This window comes from Flavobacterium sp. (assembly GCF_043778725.1).
Lineage (GTDB): Bacteria > Bacteroidota > Bacteroidia > Flavobacteriales > Flavobacteriaceae > Flavobacterium.
In genome coordinates this window covers 1-22,293 of sequence record NZ_JAYWFT010000166.1, presented here as the reverse complement: position 1 = coordinate 22,293, position 22,293 = coordinate 1, and the positions used below count along the sequence as shown (strand labels likewise).

The 22,293-nt window shown below is 36.0% G+C and carries 22 protein-coding genes; 20 read left to right on the top strand and 2 right to left on the bottom strand.

All coding sequences use genetic code 11. The features are described from left to right. From hisG to trpA, 15 genes are all read left to right on the top strand, one after another. Nucleotides 1–705: ATP phosphoribosyltransferase (gene hisG, locus ACH2CG_RS15435; protein WP_395066796.1), on the top strand; the 705-nt coding region annotated here is incomplete at its 5' end. 13 nt (nt 706–718) lie between these two features. Beyond that, nucleotides 719–2,008 (top strand): histidinol dehydrogenase, encoded by a 1,290-nt coding sequence (hisD, locus tag ACH2CG_RS15430; protein WP_395066794.1) that lies wholly within the window; start codon nt 719–721, stop codon nt 2,006–2,008. Further along, entirely contained in the window at nt 2,001–3,014 is a 1,014-nt protein-coding gene (gene hisC, locus ACH2CG_RS15425; protein ID WP_395066792.1) for a histidinol-phosphate transaminase, read from the top strand. Before hisD ends, hisC begins: the two co-directional genes overlap by 8 nt. Beyond that, complete coding sequence (gene hisB / locus ACH2CG_RS15420) at nt 3,011–4,102, top strand: bifunctional histidinol-phosphatase/imidazoleglycerol-phosphate dehydratase HisB (RefSeq protein ID WP_395066790.1); 1,092 nt, start codon at nt 3,011–3,013, stop codon at nt 4,100–4,102. Before hisC ends, hisB begins: the two co-directional genes overlap by 4 nt. Continuing rightward, nucleotides 4,099–4,677, top strand: coding sequence for an imidazole glycerol phosphate synthase subunit HisH (hisH, locus tag ACH2CG_RS15415; protein ID WP_395066788.1), 579 nt, complete (start codon nt 4,099–4,101; stop codon nt 4,675–4,677). Before hisB ends, hisH begins: the two co-directional genes overlap by 4 nt. Further along, a complete protein-coding gene (gene hisA / locus ACH2CG_RS15410; protein WP_395066786.1) occupies nt 4,674–5,387 on the top strand; it encodes a 1-(5-phosphoribosyl)-5-[(5-phosphoribosylamino)methylideneamino]imidazole-4-carboxamide isomerase in 714 nt (237 codons plus the stop codon). Before hisH ends, hisA begins: the two co-directional genes overlap by 4 nt. After that, nucleotides 5,381–6,133 (top strand): imidazole glycerol phosphate synthase subunit HisF, encoded by a 753-nt coding sequence (hisF, locus tag ACH2CG_RS15405; protein ID WP_395066784.1) that lies wholly within the window; start codon nt 5,381–5,383, stop codon nt 6,131–6,133. Before hisA ends, hisF begins: the two co-directional genes overlap by 7 nt. After that, nucleotides 6,130–6,723 (top strand): bifunctional phosphoribosyl-AMP cyclohydrolase/phosphoribosyl-ATP diphosphatase HisIE, encoded by a 594-nt coding sequence (gene hisIE / locus ACH2CG_RS15400; protein WP_395066782.1) that lies wholly within the window; start codon nt 6,130–6,132, stop codon nt 6,721–6,723. The genes hisF and hisIE overlap by 4 nt, the downstream gene beginning before the upstream one ends. A 263-nt stretch (nt 6,724–6,986) precedes the next feature. Then, entirely contained in the window at nt 6,987–8,378 is a 1,392-nt protein-coding gene (locus tag ACH2CG_RS15395) for an anthranilate synthase component I family protein (protein ID WP_395066779.1), read from the top strand. Nucleotides 8,379–8,381: 3 nt separating this feature from the next. Next, nucleotides 8,382–8,945 (top strand): anthranilate synthase component II, encoded by a 564-nt coding sequence (locus ACH2CG_RS15390; protein WP_395066777.1) that lies wholly within the window; start codon nt 8,382–8,384, stop codon nt 8,943–8,945. 1 nt (nt 8,946) lies between these two features. Next, the gene (gene trpD, locus ACH2CG_RS15385) at nt 8,947–9,939 is read left to right on the top strand and encodes an anthranilate phosphoribosyltransferase (RefSeq protein WP_395066775.1); all 993 of its coding nucleotides are present in this window, start codon (nt 8,947–8,949) and stop codon (nt 9,937–9,939) included. Further along, nucleotides 9,936–10,727: an indole-3-glycerol-phosphate synthase gene (locus tag ACH2CG_RS15380; protein WP_395066774.1), complete on the top strand. Its 792-nt coding sequence runs from the start codon at nt 9,936–9,938 to the stop codon at nt 10,725–10,727. Before trpD ends, ACH2CG_RS15380 begins: the two co-directional genes overlap by 4 nt. Before the next feature lie 11 nt (nt 10,728–10,738). Further along, the gene (locus ACH2CG_RS15375; RefSeq protein WP_395066772.1) at nt 10,739–11,344 is read left to right on the top strand and encodes a phosphoribosylanthranilate isomerase; all 606 of its coding nucleotides are present in this window, start codon (nt 10,739–10,741) and stop codon (nt 11,342–11,344) included. After that, nucleotides 11,341–12,534, top strand: a complete 1,194-nt coding sequence (trpB, locus tag ACH2CG_RS15370; RefSeq protein ID WP_395066770.1) for a tryptophan synthase subunit beta — start codon at nt 11,341–11,343, stop codon at nt 12,532–12,534. The genes ACH2CG_RS15375 and trpB overlap by 4 nt, the downstream gene beginning before the upstream one ends. Next, nucleotides 12,524–13,297, top strand: coding sequence for a tryptophan synthase subunit alpha (gene trpA / locus ACH2CG_RS15365; protein ID WP_395066768.1), 774 nt, complete (start codon nt 12,524–12,526; stop codon nt 13,295–13,297). The genes trpB and trpA overlap by 11 nt, the downstream gene beginning before the upstream one ends. A gap of 123 nt (nt 13,298–13,420) precedes the next feature. Here the strand turns inward: trpA and ACH2CG_RS15360 are convergent, their stop codons facing one another. Further along, nucleotides 13,421–18,331 (bottom strand): choice-of-anchor D domain-containing protein, encoded by a 4,911-nt coding sequence (locus ACH2CG_RS15360; RefSeq protein WP_395066766.1) that lies wholly within the window; start codon nt 18,329–18,331, stop codon nt 13,421–13,423. Between the two features lie 127 nt (nt 18,332–18,458). Here ACH2CG_RS15360 and ACH2CG_RS15355 point away from each other — a divergent pair, with 127 nt between their 5' ends. Beyond that, on the top strand, nt 18,459–18,935 hold the full coding sequence (locus ACH2CG_RS15355; RefSeq protein WP_395066764.1) for a regulatory protein RecX: 477 nt from the start codon (nt 18,459–18,461) through the stop codon (nt 18,933–18,935). Between the two features lie 124 nt (nt 18,936–19,059). Here the strand turns inward: ACH2CG_RS15355 and ACH2CG_RS15350 are convergent, their stop codons facing one another. Continuing rightward, nucleotides 19,060–19,260 carry a hypothetical protein gene (locus tag ACH2CG_RS15350; protein ID WP_395066763.1) on the bottom strand — a complete coding sequence of 67 codons (201 nt, stop codon included), beginning with the start codon at nt 19,258–19,260 and terminating at the stop codon, nt 19,060–19,062. 512 nt (nt 19,261–19,772) lie between these two features. Here ACH2CG_RS15350 and ACH2CG_RS15345 point away from each other — a divergent pair. The 4 genes from ACH2CG_RS15345 to ACH2CG_RS15330 all read left to right on the top strand — a co-directional run bounded on the left by ACH2CG_RS15345 (nt 19,773) and on the right by ACH2CG_RS15330 (nt 22,184). Continuing rightward, nucleotides 19,773–20,522, top strand: coding sequence for a hypothetical protein (locus tag ACH2CG_RS15345; protein WP_395066761.1), 750 nt, complete (start codon nt 19,773–19,775; stop codon nt 20,520–20,522). A 263-nt stretch (nt 20,523–20,785) separates the two neighbouring features. After that, nucleotides 20,786–21,544 carry a hypothetical protein gene (locus tag ACH2CG_RS15340; RefSeq protein ID WP_395066760.1) on the top strand — a complete coding sequence of 253 codons (759 nt, stop codon included), beginning with the start codon at nt 20,786–20,788 and terminating at the stop codon, nt 21,542–21,544. Continuing rightward, nucleotides 21,544–21,939 carry a DUF5675 family protein gene (locus tag ACH2CG_RS15335; protein ID WP_395066758.1) on the top strand — a complete coding sequence of 132 codons (396 nt, stop codon included), beginning with the start codon at nt 21,544–21,546 and terminating at the stop codon, nt 21,937–21,939. The genes ACH2CG_RS15340 and ACH2CG_RS15335 overlap by 1 nt, the downstream gene beginning before the upstream one ends. Nucleotides 21,940–21,971: 32 nt before the next feature. Further along, a complete protein-coding gene (locus ACH2CG_RS15330) occupies nt 21,972–22,184 on the top strand; it encodes a hypothetical protein (RefSeq protein ID WP_395066756.1) in 213 nt (70 codons plus the stop codon). Nucleotides 22,185–22,293 lie beyond the last annotated feature (109 nt).

The following is a 22,293-nucleotide window of genomic DNA, read 5'->3' as shown; positions in this document are numbered from 1 at the left end:
GACGATGATATTCCGCAATATGTAGAACAAGGCGTTGCCGATATAGGAATTCTTGGCGAAAATGAAGTTTGGGAAAAAGATAAAGAAGTAAAAATAATTCAGCAATTAGGTTTTGCTGGTTGCCGAATGTCATTGGCAATTCCAAAAGACGAAAATTATACCAATTTAAGTTACTTTCAAGGAAAGAGAATTGCTACAAGTTATTCCAAAATTTTAATTGATTTTTTTACCAAAAAAAATATTACTGTTTTCATAGAGGAAATTAGCGGAAGCGTTGAAATTGCAACAAGTATTGGTCTTGCTGATGCCGTTTTTGATATTGTAAGCACTGGAAGTACACTTTTAATGAATGGATTGAAAGAAGTAGCAACGGTTACTAAAAGTGAAGCCGTTTTAATTTCAAATCCAAATTTAACACCAGAAAATCAAGCCATTTTAGATAAATTATTGTTCCGAATGCAAGCCGTTCGTGAAGGAAAACAGAACAAATATATTTTGCTAAACGCTCCAAATTCAGCTATCGAACGTATTTGTTCGTTGTTACCCGGAATGAAATCACCAACTATTTTACCGCTAGTAAACAAAGATTGGAGCAGTTTACATTCGGTTATAAAAGAAGACGATTATTGGGAAATTATAGAACAACTTAAAAATCTTGGTGCCGAAGGAATTTTGATTATTCCGATAGAAAAAATGATTCGATAAATTATTAGAAATTATGAAAACTTACATAAATCCAAATCCAGATCAATGGAGTGAATTGGCAAAACGCAAAACAGTTGCCACTGCCGATTTGAACGAAACCGTGAAAGCTGTTTTTAACGACATCCAAAAAAACGGAAGCAAAGCTGTAAAAAAATACACCAGTTATTTTGATGGTGTAACGATGGAAAATTTCGCAGTAACGGCATCAGAAATTGAAAATGCTATTGCATCAATTCCAACCGAATTAAAAAATGCAATCCAAGTTGCAGCTGATAATATTTCGAAATTTCACAGTTCACAAAAAGAAATTCCGACTAAAATTGAAACTACTTCAGGCGTTTTTTGTTGGAGAGAAAGTCGTGCCATCGATACCATCGGAATTTATATTCCTGGCGGAACAGCACCACTTTTTTCAACGGTTTTGATGTTGGCAATTCCAGCTAAATTGGCAGGCTGCAAAAACATTATTTTGTGTTCGCCACCAGATAAAAATGGCAACATCAATCCAGCAATTTTGTATGCCGCACAATTGACTGGCGTAACGCAAATGTATAAAGTTGGAGGCATTCAAGCTATTGCAGCATTGACTTTTGGAACTGATGAAATACCAAAAGTTTCTAAAATTTTTGGACCAGGAAATCAATACGTAACTGCCGCCAAACAATATGCACAACAACTCGGTGTAGCAATCGACATGCCTGCTGGACCAAGTGAGTTATTAGTAATTGCAGACGAAACTTGTGATCCTGAATTTGTAGCGTCCGATTTGCTTTCTCAAGCCGAACATGGTGGTGATAGCCAAGTGATTTTGGTTACAAATTCAGAAGAAATTGTTTCAAAAGTAACATTAGCTATTGAAAATCAGAAAGCCATTTTGTCAAGACAAGCAACGGTAGAAAAAGCATTAGAAAACAGTCGTGCTTTGATATTTGAAACCATTCAAACAGGAATTGAATTCAGTAATTTTTATGCGCCAGAACATTTGATTTTAGTGATCGAAGATGCCGAAAACACAATCGAATTCATCGAAAATGCAGGTTCAGTTTTCATCGGAAATTACAGCTGTGAAAGTGCTGGAGATTATGCCAGCGGAACCAATCACACATTGCCAACAAACGGTTATGCAAAGAATTACAGTGGCGTTTCATTAGACAGTTTTGTAAAGAAAATTACGATTCAAAAATTAACATCGCAAGGAATTCAAAATCTCGGACCAACAATAGAAATTATGGCTGCTGCCGAACAATTAGACGCACACAAAAACGCCGTTTCCATCCGATTAAAAAGATTACAAAATGGATAATATCACTAATTTAATTCGAAAAAATATTCTCTCGCTTACGCCTTATTCGAGTGCGCGCGACGAATACAAAAGTAATCAAGGTATCTTTTTGGACGCCAATGAAAATCCGTTTGGAAATTTAAATCGCTATCCTGATCCATACCAATGGCGATTGAAACAAATTTTAAGTAGTCAGAAAAAAGTCGGAATTGAAAATATCTTAATTGGTAACGGAAGCGATGAAATTATTGATTTGGTACAACGTGTTTTTTGCGAACCGAATGAAGATAAAATCATCATTTGCCCACCAACGTATGGGATGTATGAAGTGTATGCCAATATTAATAATTTGAAAATCATTTCGATTCCATTAACCGAAGATTTTCAGTTGAATACCGAAACGATTTTAGCTCAAAAAGCCAAAATATTATACTTGTGTTCGCCAAACAATCCGACCGGAAATTCTTTAGAAAACTTGGAATACATTATTGAAAATTTCAATGGAATTGTGTTTTTAGACGAAGCGTATATCGATTTTAGTGAACAACCTTCGTTGGTTTCAAAAATTAAACAATTTCCGAATTTAATTGTTTCACAAACCTTCAGTAAAGCACGAGGTTTGGCGGCAGTTCGAGTAGGAATTGCCTTTGCAAATGAAACAATAATTTCAGTGATGAATAAAGTAAAACCGCCTTATAATGTGAGTCAATTGAATCAAGAAGCTGCAGTACAATCACTAGCTAGCGATGACGAATTTAAATCGAATGTACAACTGATAAAATCGGAACGTGAGTTGCTAAAACAATCACTTTTAGCATTGGATTTTGTCACTAAAATATATCCTTCGGAAGCCAATTTTTTATTGGTTGAAATGGAAAATGCAACTGCGATTTACAACAGTTTAATCGAACAACAAATCATTACACGAAACCGAAGTTCGGTAGTTGAAAACACCATTCGAATTACCATTGGAACACCAAGAGAAAACCAACAATTATTGTATGCTTTAAATTTAGTTATGTCATGAAAAAGGTATTATTTATAGATAGAGACGGCACGTTAATCATCGAACCTCCAATCGATTTTCAAGTTGATAGTTTAGAAAAATTGGAGTTTTATCCGCAGGTTTTTCAATATTTATCACGCATTGCAAAAGAACTCGATTATGAGTTGGTCATGGTAACCAATCAAGATGGAATGGGAACCGATTCATTTCCAGAAAACACGTTTTGGCCAGCACAAAACAAAATGCTAAAAGCCTTTGAAAACGAAGGAATTCAATTTTCTGATGTGATTATTGACGTATCGTTTCCAGAGCAAAATTTACCAACTAGAAAACCCGGAACTGCGTTATTGCAACAATATATAAAAGGTAATTACGATTTAAAAAACTCGTTTGTAATTGGTGATCGAATTACCGATATTCAACTCGCAGAAAATTTAGGAAGTCAGGCGATTTTTATTTCTGCTACAGCAAATGAACGAGCTACTTTATCAACGACTTCTTGGGAAACCATTTATCAATTTTTAAAAGAGCAACCTCGAGTTGGAAAACTTATCCGCAAGACAAAAGAAACCGAAATTGCAGTAGAAATCAATTTAGATGGAAGCGGAAAAAGCAACATCAGCACTGGTTTAGGATTTTTTGATCACATGTTAGACCAAATTGCCAAACACGGAAATATCGATTTGAACATCAATGTCAAAGGCGATTTATATGTTGACGAACACCACACAATCGAAGATGTCGGAATTGCTTTAGGAGACGTTTTTGCGCAAGCTTTGGGTTCTAAAAAAGGTATTAGGCGTTACGGTTTTTTACTTCCGATGGACGATTGTTTGTCACAAGTTGCATTAGATTTTGGTGGTCGTTCGTGGTTGGTTTGGGATGCAAAATTCAGCAGAGAGAAAATCGGAGAAATGCCAACCGAAATGTTTTCGCACTTTTTTAAATCGTTTTGTGATGGTGCCAAATGCAATTTAAACATCAAAAGTGAAGGTGAAAACGAGCACCACAAAATTGAATCAATTTTCAAAGCATTTGCGAAAGCGATTAAAATGGCAGTACAAAAAGACGGAACGAACGGCATACCAAGCACAAAAGGAATTCTATGATAGCAATAGTAAAATACAACGCTGGCAACATTACTTCGGTGCAAAACGCGGTCGAGCGATTGGGTTATTCTTGCGTAGTAACCGATGATGAAACGATTTTGAAACAAGCCGAAAAAGTAATTTTTCCTGGTGTGGGCGAAGCAAGTTCGGCGATGAATTATCTTAAAGAAAAAGGTTTGGATGAGGTCATAAAAAATTTCACACAACCTGTCTTAGGAATTTGCCTTGGACAACAATTAATGTGTCAATTTTCGGAAGAAGGAAACACAGAATGTTTAGGAATTTTCGATGCAACAATAAAGAAATTTGAACCCAAATTAAAAGTGCCACACATGGGTTGGAACAACATTTCAAAGTTAGATTCTGAATTGTATAATGGAATTTCAGCTGATGAAAATTTCTATTTTGTACACAGTTTTTATGCCGAAATAAGTAAAGATACCACAGCAATTTGCGATTACATAGTTCCGTTTAGTGCATCAATGCAAAAGGATAATTTCTATGCCACGCAATTCCATCCCGAAAAATCATCGAATATAGGCGAGCAACTTTTACTAAACTTTTTGAAATTATGAGAATTATTCCAGCAATAGACATCATCAACGGAAAATGCGTCCGATTGACAAAAGGCGATTATGCCACGCAAAAAATTTACAACGAAAATCCGTTGGAAGTCGCCAAATATTTTGAAGACAACGGAATCCAATACTTGCATTTAGTCGATTTGGACGGAGCAAAATCCAACCAAATTGTCAATCACAAAGTACTGTATCAAATTGCAACAAAAACTAATTTAAAAATTGATTTTGGTGGCGGATTGAAGCAACGAAAAGACCTCGAAATTGCTTTTGAAAACGGAGCCAACCAAATCACAGGCGGAAGTATTGCAGCAAAAAATCCAACTGAATTTTTAGATTGGTTAACAGAATTTGGAAGCGAAAAAATCATTTTAGGTGCCGATTGTTTGAATAGAAAAATTGCCACTCATGGTTGGTTAGAAACTTCTGAATTGGATGTTGTTGATTACATTTCTGATTACGTTTCCAAAGGAATTTCGACAGTAATTTGTACCGATATTTCAAAAGACGGAATGCTTCAAGGAACGTCTAACGAATTGTATCAAAACATTTTAGAAACAACAAAAGTGAATTTAATTGCCAGTGGTGGCGTGACAACAATTTCCGATTTAGAACTTTTAAAAACCATCGGATGCGAAGGCGCAATCATCGGAAAAGCATTGTATGAAGGCACAATAAAAATCGAAAATCTACGCGAATTATGTTAAAGAAAAGAATCATTCCGTGTTTGGATATTAAAGACGGACGCGTGGTAAAAGGCGTTCAATTTTTGGAACTAAAAGACGCTGGAAATCCAGTGGAATTGGCTTCGTTTTATTCTAAAAATGGTGCTGACGAATTGGTGTTTTTAGACATTTCTGCAACCTTAGAAAAACGAAAAACTTTAGCCGAAATGGTCACGCAATTATCCAAAGAAATCAACATTCCATTTACGGTTGGTGGCGGAATTCAATCGGTTGAAGATGCGCGATTGTTATTGCAATCTGGTGCGGATAAAGTTAGTATCAATTCGGCAGCAGTTTTGAATCCGGAATTGATTACGCAAATTTCAGATGCTTTTGGAAGTCAGAGTTTGGTGGTTGCCATCGACATCAAAAAAGTAGATAATGATTGGTTTGTTTTCATAAAAGGCGGAACAGAATCAACAGGAATTCTAGCTATTGATTGGGCGAAAAAAGTGGAAGAATTAGGCGCTGGAGAATTACTAATAACTTCAATGAATAACGATGGTTCCAAAGATGGATTTGCATTAGAAATTACAAATGAAATTAGTAAAGTGGTTTCTATTCCAGTTATCGCTTCTGGTGGCGCAGGAAATTCGCAGCATTTTATAGATTTATTTACCAAAACCGAAGTCAGCGCCGGATTAGCAGCAAGTATTTTCCACTTTAATGAAGTGCCGATTTCCGAATTAAAAAACGTTTTAAAAACTCAAAATATTCCCATTAGATGAAGGTAGATTTCTCAAAAAACAACGGATTAATTCCAGTAATTATCCAAAATAACGAAACGCAACAAGTGTTGATGTTGGGTTACATGAACGAAGAAGCGTTGCAAAAAACACAAACTGAAAATGTTGTGACTTTCTTTAGTAGAAGTAAAAACAGACTTTGGACCAAAGGTGAAACTTCTGGAAATTTTCTAAAAGTAGTTTCCATAAAAGAAGATTGCGATCAAGATGCTTTGTTGATTCAAGTCATTCCCAACGGACCAACGTGCCACAACGGAACTACTTCTTGTTTTGCGAATGAACCTCAAGTTTCTTTTCTAAACGAATTGGAAAATGTAATTGAAAATCGCATTGCAAATCCAAGTTCAGAATCTTATGTTGCCTCACTTTATCAAAAAGGAATTAATAAAATGGCTCAAAAAGTTGGTGAAGAAGCCGTTGAATTAGTAATTGAAGCCAAAGATGACAATCAAGATTTGTTTATTGGTGAAGCTGCCGATTTGTTGTTTCATTATTTGATTTTGCTTCAAGCTAAAAATTTGAAATTAAAGGATATAGAACAAGAATTAAAACTAAGAATGAAGTCGAAATAGTTGTTATGGGATTGCGTCGTTACTCGCAATAAAAAACTCAAACAAATGTTAAACTTTAAAAAATAATGCAATTGAAACAAAATAATTTAATACGTTTGTACTAATTATGATGAACAAGAAACAAAATACAAATTGGTGGCACATGACTAACTCCGTTTTTGGAATTGGTTGGTAACTGTTATTTGTACTTTTTACAATATTGTTAAACCCACTTTTCCAAGTGGGTTTTTTTTATGTCTAATTTTTCTCTAAAATCAATTTTCATGTTATATAATTTTCAAACCAAAGTAATTAAAACCTTAAGCGATACACATACGCCAGTTGGTTTGTATTTAAAAATTCGGGATCAGTTTTCCAATAGTTTTCTCTTGGAAAGCTCCGATTATAAAAGCAAAGAAAACAGCTATTCTTATATTTGTTTGGATCCAATTGCTTCCTTCATTGCAGATACAAATCAAACCACAATCACTTTTCCGGATAAAAAAACCGTTGTAAAAGCAACTTCAGAGATTGAAATTGCAAACGAGTTAAATCAGTTTTCAAAATCATTTTCGGTGTCCGATTTAAACCTCGGATTTGAAACCTTGGGATTGTTTGGCTACACCAGTTATGATGCAATTCCGTTATTTGAAGACATTACTTTTACCAACAACGATTTCGATTTGCCGTTGATTCAATACCATTTGTTTCGTTATACGATTGTTTTCAATCACTTCAATAACGAACTTTTTTTGTTAGAACATTTGCAAGAAAATGAAGTTTCTAATTTGGATAGAATTCAAGATATTATCAACAATCGTTCGGTGACACAATTCAAATTTTCACTTCAAAACGACGAGGAATCTAATTTTACTAACGATGATTTTTTAGAAGCAATTAAAAAAGGTCAAGAACATTGTTTTGTTGGTGATGTGTTTCAAATCGTACTTTCAAGAAAATATAAACAACAATTTAAAGGTGACGAATTCAATGTGTACAGAGCCTTGCGTTCCATCAATCCGTCGCCGTATTTGTTCTATTTTGATTATGGAAATTTTAAATTGTTTGGTTCTTCACCCGAAGCTCAACTGACTATAAACGACCAAAAGGCCATCATCAATCCAATTGCTGGAACGTTCAAACGAACTGGAAACGATACTGAAGACGCACTTTTAGCCGAAGCACTTTTGGCCGATCCAAAGGAAAATGCCGAACACATTATGTTGGTCGATTTGGCAAGAAACGACTTGAGTAAATCCAGTAAAAAAGTCGTTGTTGAAAGTTTTAAAAAGATTGAATATTATTCGCACGTGATTCATATGGTTTCTAAAGTTAGTGCCGAATTACAACCTGAATATAATCCGATTAAAATTCTTGGCGACACTTATCCAGCTGGAACTTTATCTGGCGCACCCAAACACAAAGCGATGCAATTAATCGATCAATACGAACCACAATCACGCGGATTTTATGGCGGAACCGTTGGCATAATCGGCCTTAACGGCGGATTCAATCACGCAATTTTTATTCGCTCTTTTGTGAGTAGAAACAATCAATTGACGTATCAAGCAGGTTGCGGAATCGTAACAAAATCAGATGTTAATAGCGAATTGAATGAAGTAGAAACCAAACTTTCGGCACTTCGTAAAGCAATTCAGTTGGCTCAAAATATATAAGTTATGAAGGTATTAGTAGTAGATAATTACGATTCGTTTGTGTACAATATTGTGCATTTACTTTATGAAATTGGTGTCGCAGAAATTGATGTCGTTAAAAACGATCAACTCGATTTTTCGTATATCAATCAGTATGATAAAATTGTGCTTTCGCCTGGACCAGGAATTCCGAAAAATGCTGGTATGATGCCACAATTATTGAAAGAATTTGCTTCCACAAAAAGTATACTCGGAATTTGTTTAGGTCATCAAGCCATTGCAGAACATTTTGGAACCAATTTAATCAATCTAATAGAACCACTTCACGGAGTTGCTTCAGAAATTGAAATTCTAAAAGAGGATTATTTATTTGAAAATCTTCCGAAGCATTTTAAGATTGGACACTATCATTCTTGGGTGGTTTCTGAAACAATTTCAGATGATTTGGAAGTGCTTGCCAAAGACGAATTAGGAAACATTATGGCATTAAAACACAAAAAATACGATGTCCGCGGATTGCAATTTCATCCTGAATCAATTCTAACCGAAAACGGAAAAACGATAGTAACCAATTGGATAAATAATTAAAATGAAATCAATATTAGAACCTTTATTCAAACATAAAACCCTAACTAAAGACGAAGCCAAACAAGTGCTAACCGACATTGCTTTAGGGAAATACAACCCAAGTCAGATTGCTTCTTTCCTGACGGTTTTTATCATGCGAAATATTACGCTCGAAGAACTTCTAGGATTTAGAGAAGCGTTGTTGAACTTGTGCCATAAAATAGATTTGTCAGCTTACAATCCGATGGATGTATGTGGAACTGGTGGCGATGGAAAAAATACGTTTAACATTTCAACACTGACTTCTTTTGTTGTTGCTGGCGCAGGAATTCCGGTTGCCAAACATGGTAATTATGGTGTTTCGTCTATTTCAGGTTCGTCCAATGTTTTAGAAACTTTGGGTGTTGTTTTTCAAACCGATGAAACTATTTTGAAACAACAAATTGAAGAAACTAACATTTGTTTTTTGCACGCGCCATTGTTTCATCCTGCCATGAAAGCCGTTGGTCCAATTAGAAAAGAATTAGGTATTAAAACTTTCTTTAACATGCTTGGACCATTAGTAAATCCAGCATTTCCAAAAGTACAAATGACTGGCGTTTTTAGTTTAGAATTGGCACGAATGTATCAGTATTTGTTGCAAGAAGAAAACAGTCAATACACCGTAATTTATGGTTTGGATGGTTTTGACGAAGTAACGCTGACCGACAAAACCAAGTTGATTACTAACATAGGCGAACGTTTTATGGAAGCCAAAGATTTTGGTTTGAAAAACGTTGCTTTTTCTGAATTGTATGGAGGCGAAACTTTAGAGGAAGCAGCCGCAATTTTTACCACAATTATTGACGGAAAAGGAACTGAATCGCAGAATAATGTGGTTTTAATAAATGCTACTTTGGCGATTCAAACGTATCATCCAAATCTGAATTTTGAAGAAGCATTTGACCAAGCAAAGGAATCACTTTTCGGATTGAAAGCTAAAAATTCGTTTAACCGATTAAAAGAAATTCAATGAACATTTTAGATACCATAAAAGCACAAAAATTTCAAGAAGTTGCCCATTTGAAAGCACAGTTTTCAATTTCATTTTTAGAAGAACAGCCATTGTTTAATTCGGCGACACATTCTTTGAGAAAAGCGATTGAAAGTTCGGTTACTGGTGGCATTATTGCTGAATTCAAACGAAAATCACCTGCAAAAGGAAACATAAATCTAGATGCGAATGTGGTTGAAGTTACGCAAGGTTATGCCAACGCAACAGTTTCGGGATTATCGGTTTTGACTGATTTAGATTTTTTCGGAGCAAGAACTAACGACTTCGAATTGGCTCGAAAAAACAACACTATTCCGATGTTGCGAAAGGATTTTATGGTTGATGAATACCAAATTATTCAATCGAAAGCGATGGGCGCCGACGTGATTTTGTTAATTGCTAAAATTTTGACCAAAAAACAAATGCAATCCTATACCAATTTGGCACACGAATTAGGAATGGAAGTTTTTCTAGAAACTCAAAACGAAGCTGAAATATTTGAAAACATGGACTTAAATTTTGATTTAATTGGAATCAACAATCGGAATCTAAATTCGTTTGAAGTTTCGGTGGAAAACAGTATCAGGTTGGCGCAATTGTTACCAAAATCTAGTATTAAAATTGCCGAAAGTGGTATCAATTCTTTAGAAACCATTCAACTTTTGCAAGCCAATGGATTTGATGGATTTTTGATGGGAGAATATTTTATGAAAGAACAAAATCCTGCTGAAAAATGCAGCAATTTAATACAGCAGTTGCTATGCAAATAAAAATATGTGGAATGAAATTCCCAAAAAACATACTTGAAGTTGGTGCCTTGCAACCCGATTATATGGGATTTATTTTCTATCCAAAATCGAAGCGGTTTGTAGGCGAAGATTTTTCATCTAAATCATTAGAAAAACTACCTGTAAGCATTAAAAAAGTTGCTGTTTTTGTGAACGAAACTAGTGAACGCATTATAGCAATTCAAAAGCAATTTTCCTTTGATTTTGTGCAGTTACACGGAAATGAATCTGTTGCTGCATGTCAAGTTTTAAAAGAAAATAATATCAATGTTATCAAAGTATTTTCGGTAGATAATTATTTCAATTTTAATGAAGTTGTGGCTTACGAATCGGTTTGCGATTACTTTTTATTTGATACTAAAACTCCTAAATATGGTGGAAGCGGAAAAGCATTTGATTGGGAATTATTAGAGAAATATACTTTACCAAAACCCTTTTTTTTAAGTGGTGGATTAAGTATTGATAACATCGGTAAAATCAAATATACCAGTTATCCGATGTTAGTAGGATTGGATTTTAATAGCAAATTAGAAGGTTCAACTACTAAAAAAATTACTGAAGAAGTTAGTGAATTAATAGAAAAAATAAGAAGAAGATGAAAACGACTTTACAACCTGACGAAAACGGATTTTATGGCGAGTTTGGTGGTGCTTTTGTGCCCGAAATGTTGTATCCAAACGTATTGGAATTGCAACAAAATTATTTGCAAATCATAGCAACTGAAGACTTTCAAAAAGAGTTTAAATTGCTCTTGAAAGATTATGTTGGACGCCCAACACCATTGTACTTTTCGAAGAATTTATCCAAACAATTCCAGGCGCAAATTTATCTGAAAAGAGAAGATTTGAATCACACTGGCGCACACAAAATCAACAATGCCATAGGACAAGTTTTGTTAGCCAAACGATTGAATAAAAAACGAATTATAGCCGAAACTGGCGCAGGTCAACATGGCGTTGCGACGGCTACAGCTTGTGCATTATTAGGTTTGGATTGCACGATATATATGGGCGAAATTGACATTGAACGTCAAAAACCCAATGTAGAACGCATGCGCCTTTTGGGAGCCAAAATTCAGCCTGCAAGTAGCGGAAGTAAAACCTTGAAAGATGCTACTAACGAAGCCATCCGTGCTTGGATAAACGATCCGGTTGGAACGCATTATATTATTGGTTCGGTGGTTGGTCCGCATCCTTATCCCGATTTGGTGGCGCAATTTCAATCGGTGATTAGTGAAGAAATAAAAATCCAATTGAAAGAAAAAACAGGCGATGAAAACCCAGATTATGTTGTGGCTTGCCTTGGTGGCGGCAGTAATGCGATTGGCGCTTTTTATCATTTTATCGACAACGGAAAAACCCAATTAATTGCTGTTGAAGCTGGCGGTTTGGGTGTTCATTCTGGAAAAACTGCGGCAACTATTGCTTTGGGTAAAAAAGGAATCATTCACGGAAGTAAAACCTATTTAATTCAAACCGATGACGGTCAGATTATCGAACCACATTCGATTTCGGCAGGATTGGATTATCCCGGAATTGGCCCGATTCATTCTTATTTGCATGATACTAATAAAGCAAAAGTAGTTTCGATTACTGATGATGAAGCAATGCAAGCAGCCTATGATTTGTCTCGAAAAGAAGGCATTATTCCGGCGATTGAATCGGCACACGCATTGGCCTATTTGCATAAAATGACATTTAAACCAACCGATGTTGTGGTCGTGAATTTATCTGGAAGAGGCGACAAAGATTTGGCAACCTTACAAAATTATAGCAACGATGAAAAATAGAATCCAATCCTTATTTGAAACTAAAAAAGAAAACATTTTGTCGTTGTATTTTACGGCAGGATTTCCAACTTTGAACGATACACTTATTATTTTAAAACATTTAGATGAGAGTGATGTTGACATGATAGAAATTGGGTTTCCGTATTCTGATCCTTTGGCAGATGGACCCGTTATTCAAGAAAGTAGTGGTACTGCGATTGAAAACGGCATGACATTACCACTTTTATTTGAACAATTGCAATCGCTTCGAAGCATCACACAAAAACCAATTGTATTGATGGGTTATTTGAATGTAGTGTTGCAATTTGGCGAGGCAGCATTCATAGAAAAATGTGCTGAAGTTGGTGTTGATGGCATCATCATTCCCGACATGCCGTTGCATTATTATCTATCCAATTTTAAAGAATTGTGTGATAAAAATCAAGTGTCAAATGTTTTGTTGGTAACACCCGAAACTTCGGATGAACGCATTAAACAATTGGACGGTTATTCGTCGGGATTTATTTATTTGGTTTCGTCGAATAGCATTACAGGAAGTACCAATGCGATTACTTTTCAGACGGATTATTATAAAAGAATTCAGAATATGAAGTTGCAAAATCCACATTTAATCGGTTTTGGTGTTCATGATAAAAAGACTTTTGAAACGGTTTGCGAATTTGGTTCGGGTGCCATCATTGGAAGTGCTTTTATCAAACATTTGGATAAAAATGGAACTGGCGCTGCATCGATTGCAGCATTTGTTGCTGGGATAAGAATGTAACTTTTGTATTTGAATTTTAGCATTTGAATAAGCCCAAAAGAGCATTATTTTTTTGGTTTTAATAAATAAAAAAACTCCCAAACGGCATGATGCGTTTGGGAGTTTCTTGTTGTAAGATAGAAATTATAAGATGATTTTTCTTGTAACTGTTTGTCCGTTTTCTAGTTTAATTTTTACAATTAAAGCTTGATTTTTTGCTTTGATGTTGGTAAAGACAATTTCGTTTTCTAGTGTGTTTGTGTCTTTTGCTATTTCTCTTCCTAGAAGATCATAAACTACAACCGAAGTCATTTTTTGAACAGTTGATCTGATGCTGATTTGGTTGTTTGATGCAGCCAAAACAAGGTTGTTGTCTATAGTTTCAAAACTTTCCGATCCTAAAGCCGTGTCTGTATATCTTAGCACAAACCTGTTGTTGTAGGTTCCGTAATTGGATGTAAAACTGTATGGTGCTTGTTTTAAATCATGAATGGTGTTCAGTAAATTGTCTTGTAGGTAAATGTTTTGGTTTGCAAATACGCCATCAAATGAATTTATGCTTATTGTAAAATTTCCGGTAACGGCACAAAAGAATCCTAATGGCACGATATCGTCCATATTAAATGAAGATCGCGACTGAATTCTATATTTGTCGTTGTCAATAAACGAGTAGAAGCTTACATAATTTCTAGCCAAATTCACAAAACCATCATATCCTCTGTCGTATCCTAAAGTTGCATTTGCATCATAGGCAATTAATTGTTGGCTGAACATTCCGTCAGGATTTTGGAAATTTAGCCAAACTCTACTTTTAACAGGGTCATCACCCAATTTGTTAGTAGTTAGGTTGTTGGCTGCTGGTCTGTAAAAACTGGTATTGTTGTAGTTTTTATTTCTCATTAAGTTGTTGAAAGTAACTTCTGTAGCGGTAGTTGCTTCTACAAAAAATCCTTGACCAGATGCTATATATCCTGTTGGAACGGTACTTCCTGTACTGCTCGCGGCAGTTCCTCCAGATAAATTATACATTGCATAATCGTCTGTTATAAAGTTGAACAAATCTGGACCAGGATTGGAGGTTGAAATATTTCCGATGTGTGTCCAAAAATATAGAGTTCCGGAAATGTTGGCGTTCAAATTTATAAATGAATCTGCATAAATAGCCGAAGGATAAGGATTTCCAATTAAATTAAAATCGTCATTGGCATTGGATGCATTTTGGCTTAAAGCCATTGGAATAGTAATAATTCCGTTGTTTGGTTTTCCAGAAAAAGTAACGTTGGCTGTAGTAGGAAATGTTCCTGATGTTGGAGCCATCACGGCATATCCTTTGGCAGGAATCATTAAATCGGTACCTGCAACATGTTGCCAAGCATCACCATTATCGTCAAAACTATCTGCTGGCGCTGCTCCAGTTGCTGCGGTAAGGATGTCTTGAAAATTGGCTGTATTGAATAAAAAAGAATAATCCATTCGCCATGCGCTTAAAGCGGAATTGAATGTTGGATTAAAAATGGGTGACGACCAATAGGTGTAGTCGTACAATTCATAGGAAGAGGTTGTTCTTGTTGCATTGGTAACACCGGCACCCGAATTTATAGCGCCATCATTTATTTGAATTAAACTTGCATTGTTGGCGATGTTTAGAACGCCTTCATTGGTAAGATTACTTTGTATTTCAAAATTATAACCTGCGGCAATAGCTACGATTTTACCTGAATTTATTTGACATTCACAAGCTTGAATGCTGCCTTGGTTTGGGAGTGCAGACGTTGTATAATTTCCGTCAAAAATTGCTTTCATGTTGGATGTTGGAAAACCTGCAGACCATGTTGCACCGTCCCAAGTAGTAATTTGCGGAATTTGTCCTTCTATTTTTATGTTGTCGATTGCCCAAATTTCGTCATTTCTGTCCACTGTTAGTGTCAAACGGAGTAATAAATTGGATGCTGCCGGAAGGTTTCTAACGTAGTAGGTTGCATATCCGTTGGGCAATTCGGCATTTCCATTTCTAGAATCGATGGTTGCACCGTTGTTGGTTCCTGTATAGTAGGCATTGAATACGCCTGTTGCTGCAAAATCCCATCTTGAATTTGAATAGGCTCTCAGTACGGCTTCTGTTGACCAGTTTGTGCCTCCATCTGTGCTTGATTCTACTTGGACAAAGTCGTTTACATCTAGTCCTTGAGTAGTTCCTGTTCTAAAAGCACCAGTTTTTAATGATAAATTTACGCTTGTGTATTGGCTTGCATCTACAGCATTTAAAGTTATTACTGTGGTTTTAACTGCTCCAGTACCGATGCCTGTAAACTGAAATGACTTGGCGCCAACAAAAGCATTTTTTGGACCCGAACCATTATCATAAGTTCCGCCTGCAACGGTTACTGTTCCGTCTGTTGTGTATGCGTAGCCAAGTGTTGGCGTTGCAGGAGCGGTTTCAAAATCTTGTTGTGCAATAGTTTGAACTGCGCCAATGTTGCACACGGTATATACTATTCCAATACCTGAAACTGCAAAAGTATAGGTTGGAGGATCGTTACTGTCTTGCAGTGTTCTGGCACTGTCTGTATAGGATGAAAATGTAATTGTAGCATTTTTAGTTCCGATAGTAGTAGGCGTAAAATTGATTGTAAATGAAGTGCTGTTTCCGCTTCCAAGAGCGTTGTTGGTTGTTTGGGCTACTACCGAAAACATGGCTGCGTCTGGACCAGAAATTGTAATGTTAGAAAAATATCTTGATGCGCCTGATAAGTTGCTTACTACAAATGTGTTTTGTTTTACACCTGTTGTCACGGCGTTTGATCCAAAGTTGGTTAGGTTGGTCAATGCAGTAGTTGTTGCGCCACTGTTTACATCGTTTCCGTTTCCGTAAACATAAATATTGTTTGTTCCTTTGGCTGTACCGCTGATGTTGAAATTGTATGGGTTTTCATCAGGATCATTGCTGGCAATAACTACGGTTGCATTTTTAGCTCCGGGAGTGTTTGGGTTGAATGTTATGTCAAAAGTTACCGATGAACCGCCTGTAACTGTGGCTGATGCTGGTTGTGCAGTTACGGTGAATAAGGCAGCATGCGGACCTGTAACTACTACAAAAGGCGTTCCTGAAAGTGTCATGTCTGTAGTTCCTAGGTTTTCTATAGTAAATGTTCGGGTAACTGTGGTAACGCCAACTGTTGCTATACCAAAAGCTGTAAAGTTTGTTCCAATAGGGTATATGCTGTTGTCTGGAATGCTTTGTGCGTTTCCTTTTACGTTCATGTCAATGGATGCCACAACGGTTCCTGTTCCTTGAATTACAAAATCGTACGGATTTTCATTGGCATCGTTGTTGGCAATGGTTAGTGTAGTATTTCGCGTTCCTGCTGCGCTTGGACTGAAGGTGACGGTAAAGTCTAAACTTGCGCCTACGGCAATGGAGGTTGGCAGTGTAATTCCTGAAACTGCAAAGTCACTTGGTGCAGTTCCGCCTACTTTTGTTATGGTTGTTATTGAAAGTGGTGCGTTTCCTAGGTTTTGAATTCTAAAGTTTTTGGCTTGAGAATTTCCTACTACAATTGTAGTGAACAGTGTGTTGTCAGTTCCTTGTGGCGTTGTATCGCCATCTGCAATAGACGGATTGGAACCTATAATACCTTTGACATTTATTTCTGGTGCAAGTGAGGTTATGCAACCTGAAGTAATTGGAATTGTTGCTGTTGTTCTGTAATTGAATGTTGGCGAGGTTGCAGCTGTAATTCCGTAAGGCACCAGCATAAAATAATAGGTTGTTCCACCATTTAAACCTGTAACATTAAGGGTTGTGTCGGCGGCAGTAGCGGTATAGCCTGCGACTGTGGCGTTTCCGAAAACTGTTCCTGGTGCGTGGAAAGCACCATCGGTTGGCACGCCTGTTGGGATTGTATTTTCGCCGTATAAAATTATGTAACCGCTGGCATTAGTAATGGTATTTGCGGCACTGAAGCTCAAGTTTATTTGTGATGTTGCTATTGTGTTGCAGCTAAAGGATGCTGCATGTGCTGTTGGTTCGTTGGCTAAAGTATAAAAACTAACAGTTTCTGGCAGTGTTGTAAAATAGCAATTGGGTGTGTTGTATGCGTATGCTGTAGCGGTGTATTGTGTTCCGGGTGTTAAACTTGTTGTAGTGGTTGTTGCGCCAGTATTAAGGTACACTACTTTGTTGCCCGAACTTACAGCGGTTTCTGGTGCTGTAGTATAATTGGTATTTGGAGTGTAGCTTGTTGCATTTACAGGAGCAACTTCTGCTGTGGCTGTTGGTCTTACTGTTATTACTGTTCCTGTTGCGCCACCGCCATTGGACCATGAAAAATCTGCGGAAGTGGGTGTGCTGTTGCTGGTTGTTAAAGTTGCCGTTTGGTTTGTTGGAGTTGAACAGCCAACTGAAAGCGAAGCAGTTACCGAAACATCATCAATTGCTAAACCGGAACTGTTGCTGCTGGTTTTTGTCCATCTGAACCAAATTTCTTGACCATTATTAACTGCCACTGTAACATTACCAATGATGGTTAAAAAATTACCAGAAACATTCCCATCTAGTGCACCTGCTGTTCCAATTTTTGGTCCTGTAAAGTTTAGAGATGTAACTGGTGTCCATGTTCCTGTCGTTAATGTTGTAGCACCTACTTGATATTCAAAAACTAAGGTCTGTGCTGTTGCGTTTTGTCGCCATTCTTCGCCTCTGTAACTAATATCAAACGAGGCTACTGAAGCACCTGTGTTGTTTATGTATCTACCTCCAATATAGGCTGTAGCAACACTTCCTGAGGTTAAAGTACCTAAAGCACGTTCTGAAGAAGCTGTGGTGCCATAACTATGAATACCTCCTGTGGTATTTGTACCATCGTCTCCTATGTAAACTGTTCTATTGGAATACCATGAAGCTATTGTTGTGTTGTCAGCCCAAACATTAGTAGTTCCAGATGTAGCTAAGGTGTTAAAGTTTTGTGTGTAAGCTGTACCTGCCGAGAGAATACTAACTTGTCCCCAAGAAAAAGCACTACAAAGGAGTGCTATAAAAAGTATTTTAAATTTCATTTAAAAATGAATTATGATTGTTAATTATTTGAATAAGATTTGGGGCTACAAAATTAGTTCTAATTCGCACAATTTCAATACTTTTGCATTATCAAATTATTAACAAATTCTTACCATTATTAACGTTTTGAGTTCTAAACCAATCAGTTCAATAGCCGTAGTTGTGCAAAAGTTGGAATATTATTGTTCTTACCAAGAGCGTTGTCATTTGGAAGTGCAAGAAAAATTGCGCAATTTTTCTGTTACTAACTTGGAGCGTGATCGTATTATAGTCCATTTGATTGATCATAATTTCTTGAATGAAGAGCGGTTTGCTTCTGTTTTTTCTATCAGTAAATTCCATCAAAAGAATTGGGGAAAAATTAGAATTAGAAGCGAACTTAAGGCGCGTCGAATTTCTGATTTTTTAATTTCTAAGGCAGTCAAAGAAATTTCAATGGATGCTTATCAAACTGCTTTTGACTTATTGTCTGAAAAGTATTGGGACGCTATCACTGAGAAAAATGTGATTAAGAAAAGAAAGAAATTTTGTGATTTTTTACTTCGTAAGGGTTGGGAGAGCGAATTGGTTTATTGTAGGGTTCGGGAGTTGGAGGTTGTTTAACATTGTTTAAATTTTCTAATTGTTTAAGATTGTTTCTTTTTACTTTTTTGGCCTTTGCTAATTTCCATCATTTTACATTATTGTATGGGTTTCTTGACTATTGCATTGTGCTTTTATGGTTGTGTTATTTTATAAATGGTTCTACCGTTTCTTTTGGAATTTTCATGTAACTGCAAAAGTCATCAACTGTTAGTGGTTGGATTTTTGTTTTCTTAAAGAAAGCTTTTGCATCGTTATGAATGTTCCTGCATTGTCGCAATGTTAAACCAGTGATTAATGCAATATCATGAGGGTAAATGCATACTCTGTTTGGAATTGTTTTCATTTATTTTTTGGTTTAAGTTTTTATTTTATAGTACTTTAAAATAGATAGTAGTTCTTTTTATTAAAACACATTATTGCACTTACGGTTTCCTTACGGTATCCTTACGGTATCCTTACGGCATCTATTTCTCTTATCATAGCTTTATTGGTGTTTTAAATAGCTGATTTTAAACCGAATGTTGATTTATAATGTTTTTATTTAAAGACAAATGTATGCGAAGTAGTGCTATAAAATTAAGCCGTTATTAGGATTGAGTTGTTTTGGTTTGTATTGTTAGATAAATTTTTATAGCCTCCCATTTTATGTATTTAAATTCTTATTTTATACTTATTTTTAGTTGTTTTTGATTGGTTTTGATGTTCGTTTACTGTTTTATAATTTTTTAGATAGATTCTACTAAAGTGACTTATTTGACTTATTGTAACGTATTGTTACTTTATGGGAAGTGGTGTTGTGTAAAGGATTTTTATCCGAAGTAGCTTTGTTGCTTATAAATTTTAAAACTTATACTTATGGCTAGACAGAGTGGATTATTTAATTTTGAAGGTACATTGGACAATGTTACCTTTTACAAAACAGCAGATGGCTTGCTGGTTAGAAAAAAAGGAGGTGTTAGTAAGAACAGGCTTCTTCACGATCCAGCTTTTATACGAGCGCGAGAGAATGGTGCCGAGTTTGGGAATTGTGCTAAATCGGCTGGTAAACTTAGAAAATCAGTTTCAATGTTTGTGTACATGGCTAAGGACAGTAAGTTATCAAGTAGGCTTATTAAAGTTTTCTTTGTAATAAAGAAATACGACTCGCTTAATGTTAGAGGTGAACGAAGTGTAGGTCAAGGATTAACTACTTCGTTAGGAAAATCTACACTTAAAGGATTTGACTTTAATAGAAATGCGAAATGGCATACTATTGTTCCTTCGCCTTATGTGTTAGATACTGTTACAGGAACAGTTACAATTGCGGACTTTAATCCATCTGAACATCTTAATTTTCCTGATGGAGCTACTCACTTTAGTCTTCAAAATGCTTTTTTGCATATTGATCTTACTACTGGAGCTTATGAAATTTTGTACAGTGATTTGTTTAACTATCCAATTTCAAATGCAGTTATTAACCCTACTTTAGTACCGAGTGGTATTCCTACTGCTTCTGGAACAAAGCTTTATCTTGTACTTATTGAATTTTTTCAAGAAGTTAATGGTATTCAATATGCTTTGAACAATGGTGCTTTTAATGCTTTAACCATTTTGGACGTTTTGTAATTTATTATTTACCCATTTTAAACCCTGATATTCATCGGGGTTTTTTTATTGGGTTTCATCAAGGTTATTTGCGTATTAACTAGCTTAATTTGAATTACTAAAAATGCAGGATTCGGCAAATACTTACTTATTTATACCTAATACGACCCTGAAATTTTCTGTCGGATGCTGATTGCTACACCTTTGCTGAAGTCATTCAAGATTAGTTGCAACGGAATCGAATGGGTAGTTAATTATTTGTTTAATCTAAAATTAAAAACATTATGGCAAGACAGAAAGGCATAATTAAGTTGAAAGGTACTATCGGCGATATTACTTTTTACAAAACCCAAGATGGGCATTTGGCACGTGAAAAAGGCGGCATTGACGCTAGTAGAATTAAGAGTGATCCAGCTTTTCAGAGAACACGAGAAAACGGATCAGAATTTGGCAGAGCAGGAAAGGCAGGAAAGCTTTTAAGAACTTCATTACGAGCCTTGTTGATAAATTCTTCTGATGGAAGAATGGTTAGCAGACTAACACAAGCAATGGTTAAAGTTATTCAAGCTGATTTGATAAGTGACCGAGGATTGCGCAATGTAATTGATGGAGAAGCTGAACTTTTGTTTGGTTTTGAATTCAATATTAGAGGAAAGTTGGGTACTAGTTTGTACACTCCTTATGTTGGCGCAATTGACCGTGTTACTGGTGAAATAACAGTAAATATTGCCTCTTTTGTTCCTGCAAACATGATTGTTGCACCCTCAGGCACTTCTCATTTTAAAATTATTTCAGGCGGTGCTGAGGTAGATTTTGAAGCAGAAACTTTTGTAGTAGCTACTTCTCAGACGGCTATTTTACCATGGAGTTCCTTGGCAACCACTGTGATTACTCATACAAATGTTGTAACGCCTCTTAGCACAAAGCCACTGTTTTTAGCTTTGGGAATAGAGTTTTACCAAGAGATTAATGGTCAAATGTATCCCTTGAAAAATGGTGCTTTTAATCCTTTATCGATTGCTAAAGTTGATAGTGGTGTTTAATGGTTCTTAAATTAACCAGAGATTATTTTCCAGAAGGAACTAATGGGAAACTCGAAAGTGAAGGTATTCATGTTTGTTATACAATTGAACTGCCTTGGCTACATAATAAAAAACGAGTTTCCTGTATTCCTGAAGGAACGTATTCTCTTAGAAAGCGCCATAGTAGTAAGTTTAATTGGCATATTGAATTAAAGGATGTCACTAACCGAGTACACATTCTTTTTCATCCAGCCAATGATGCTTTAAAAGAGCTTAAAGGTTGCATTGCACCTGTTACAGCATTTAATGGAATAGGGTGTGGGTTGCAATCCCGAAAAGCTTTTATGAAACTTAAATCTTTGGTTTATAAAGCTATCGATTTAGAGGATGATGTTATACTGATTGTTCAATCTTAATTTCCTTGCACAAGGATTAAAATAATTATATTATGAAACTATTACAAAGAGCTTCTGCTCCAACCCCTAAATTCTTTAAAGTGCTTAGAACTATTGGCTTGACATTAGCGGCAGTAGGTGGTACCATTTTGGCAGCTCCAGTTGTCTTGCCTGTTATTGTAACCTCAATTGGTGGTTACATGGCACTTGCCGGAGGCGTTGTTTCAGCAGTTAGTCAATTGACAATTCACGATGATGCTAAATAGTAATCCAATACGGAGAATTCAAAAACCTAACGCAACAAATGATAAATTTTATCTTTGTTGAATTATGGAAAAAAAACACAAACGATTATCGTTTAAAGAACGAGTTGTA

Bases quoted from the DNA above. Each gene is read 5' to 3' on its own strand.
- hisD (WP_395066794.1), top strand. From the start codon at position 719: ATGAAAACTTACATAAATCCAAATCCAGATCAATGGAGTGAATTGGCA.
- hisC (WP_395066792.1), top strand. From the start codon at position 2,001: ATGGATAATATCACTAATTTAATTCGAAAAAATATTCTCTCGCTTACG.
- hisB (WP_395066790.1), top strand. From the start codon at position 3,011: ATGAAAAAGGTATTATTTATAGATAGAGACGGCACGTTAATCATCGAA.
- hisH (WP_395066788.1), top strand. From the start codon at position 4,099: ATGATAGCAATAGTAAAATACAACGCTGGCAACATTACTTCGGTGCAA.
- hisA (WP_395066786.1), top strand. From the start codon at position 4,674: ATGAGAATTATTCCAGCAATAGACATCATCAACGGAAAATGCGTCCGA.
- hisF (WP_395066784.1), top strand. From the start codon at position 5,381: ATGTTAAAGAAAAGAATCATTCCGTGTTTGGATATTAAAGACGGACGC.
- hisIE (WP_395066782.1), top strand. From the start codon at position 6,130: ATGAAGGTAGATTTCTCAAAAAACAACGGATTAATTCCAGTAATTATC.
- ACH2CG_RS15395 (WP_395066779.1), top strand. From the start codon at position 6,987: ATGTTATATAATTTTCAAACCAAAGTAATTAAAACCTTAAGCGATACA.
- ACH2CG_RS15390 (WP_395066777.1), top strand. From the start codon at position 8,382: ATGAAGGTATTAGTAGTAGATAATTACGATTCGTTTGTGTACAATATT.
- trpD (WP_395066775.1), top strand. From the start codon at position 8,947: ATGAAATCAATATTAGAACCTTTATTCAAACATAAAACCCTAACTAAA.
- ACH2CG_RS15380 (WP_395066774.1), top strand. From the start codon at position 9,936: ATGAACATTTTAGATACCATAAAAGCACAAAAATTTCAAGAAGTTGCC.
- ACH2CG_RS15375 (WP_395066772.1), top strand. From the start codon at position 10,739: ATGAAATTCCCAAAAAACATACTTGAAGTTGGTGCCTTGCAACCCGAT.
- trpB (WP_395066770.1), top strand. From the start codon at position 11,341: ATGAAAACGACTTTACAACCTGACGAAAACGGATTTTATGGCGAGTTT.
- trpA (WP_395066768.1), top strand. From the start codon at position 12,524: ATGAAAAATAGAATCCAATCCTTATTTGAAACTAAAAAAGAAAACATT.
- ACH2CG_RS15360 (WP_395066766.1), bottom strand. From the start codon at position 18,331: ATGAAATTTAAAATACTTTTTATAGCACTCCTTTGTAGTGCTTTTTCT.
- ACH2CG_RS15350 (WP_395066763.1), bottom strand. From the start codon at position 19,260: ATGAAAACAATTCCAAACAGAGTATGCATTTACCCTCATGATATTGCA.
- ACH2CG_RS15345 (WP_395066761.1), top strand. From the start codon at position 19,773: ATGGCTAGACAGAGTGGATTATTTAATTTTGAAGGTACATTGGACAAT.
- ACH2CG_RS15340 (WP_395066760.1), top strand. From the start codon at position 20,786: ATGGCAAGACAGAAAGGCATAATTAAGTTGAAAGGTACTATCGGCGAT.
- ACH2CG_RS15335 (WP_395066758.1), top strand. From the start codon at position 21,544: ATGGTTCTTAAATTAACCAGAGATTATTTTCCAGAAGGAACTAATGGG.
- ACH2CG_RS15330 (WP_395066756.1), top strand. From the start codon at position 21,972: ATGAAACTATTACAAAGAGCTTCTGCTCCAACCCCTAAATTCTTTAAA.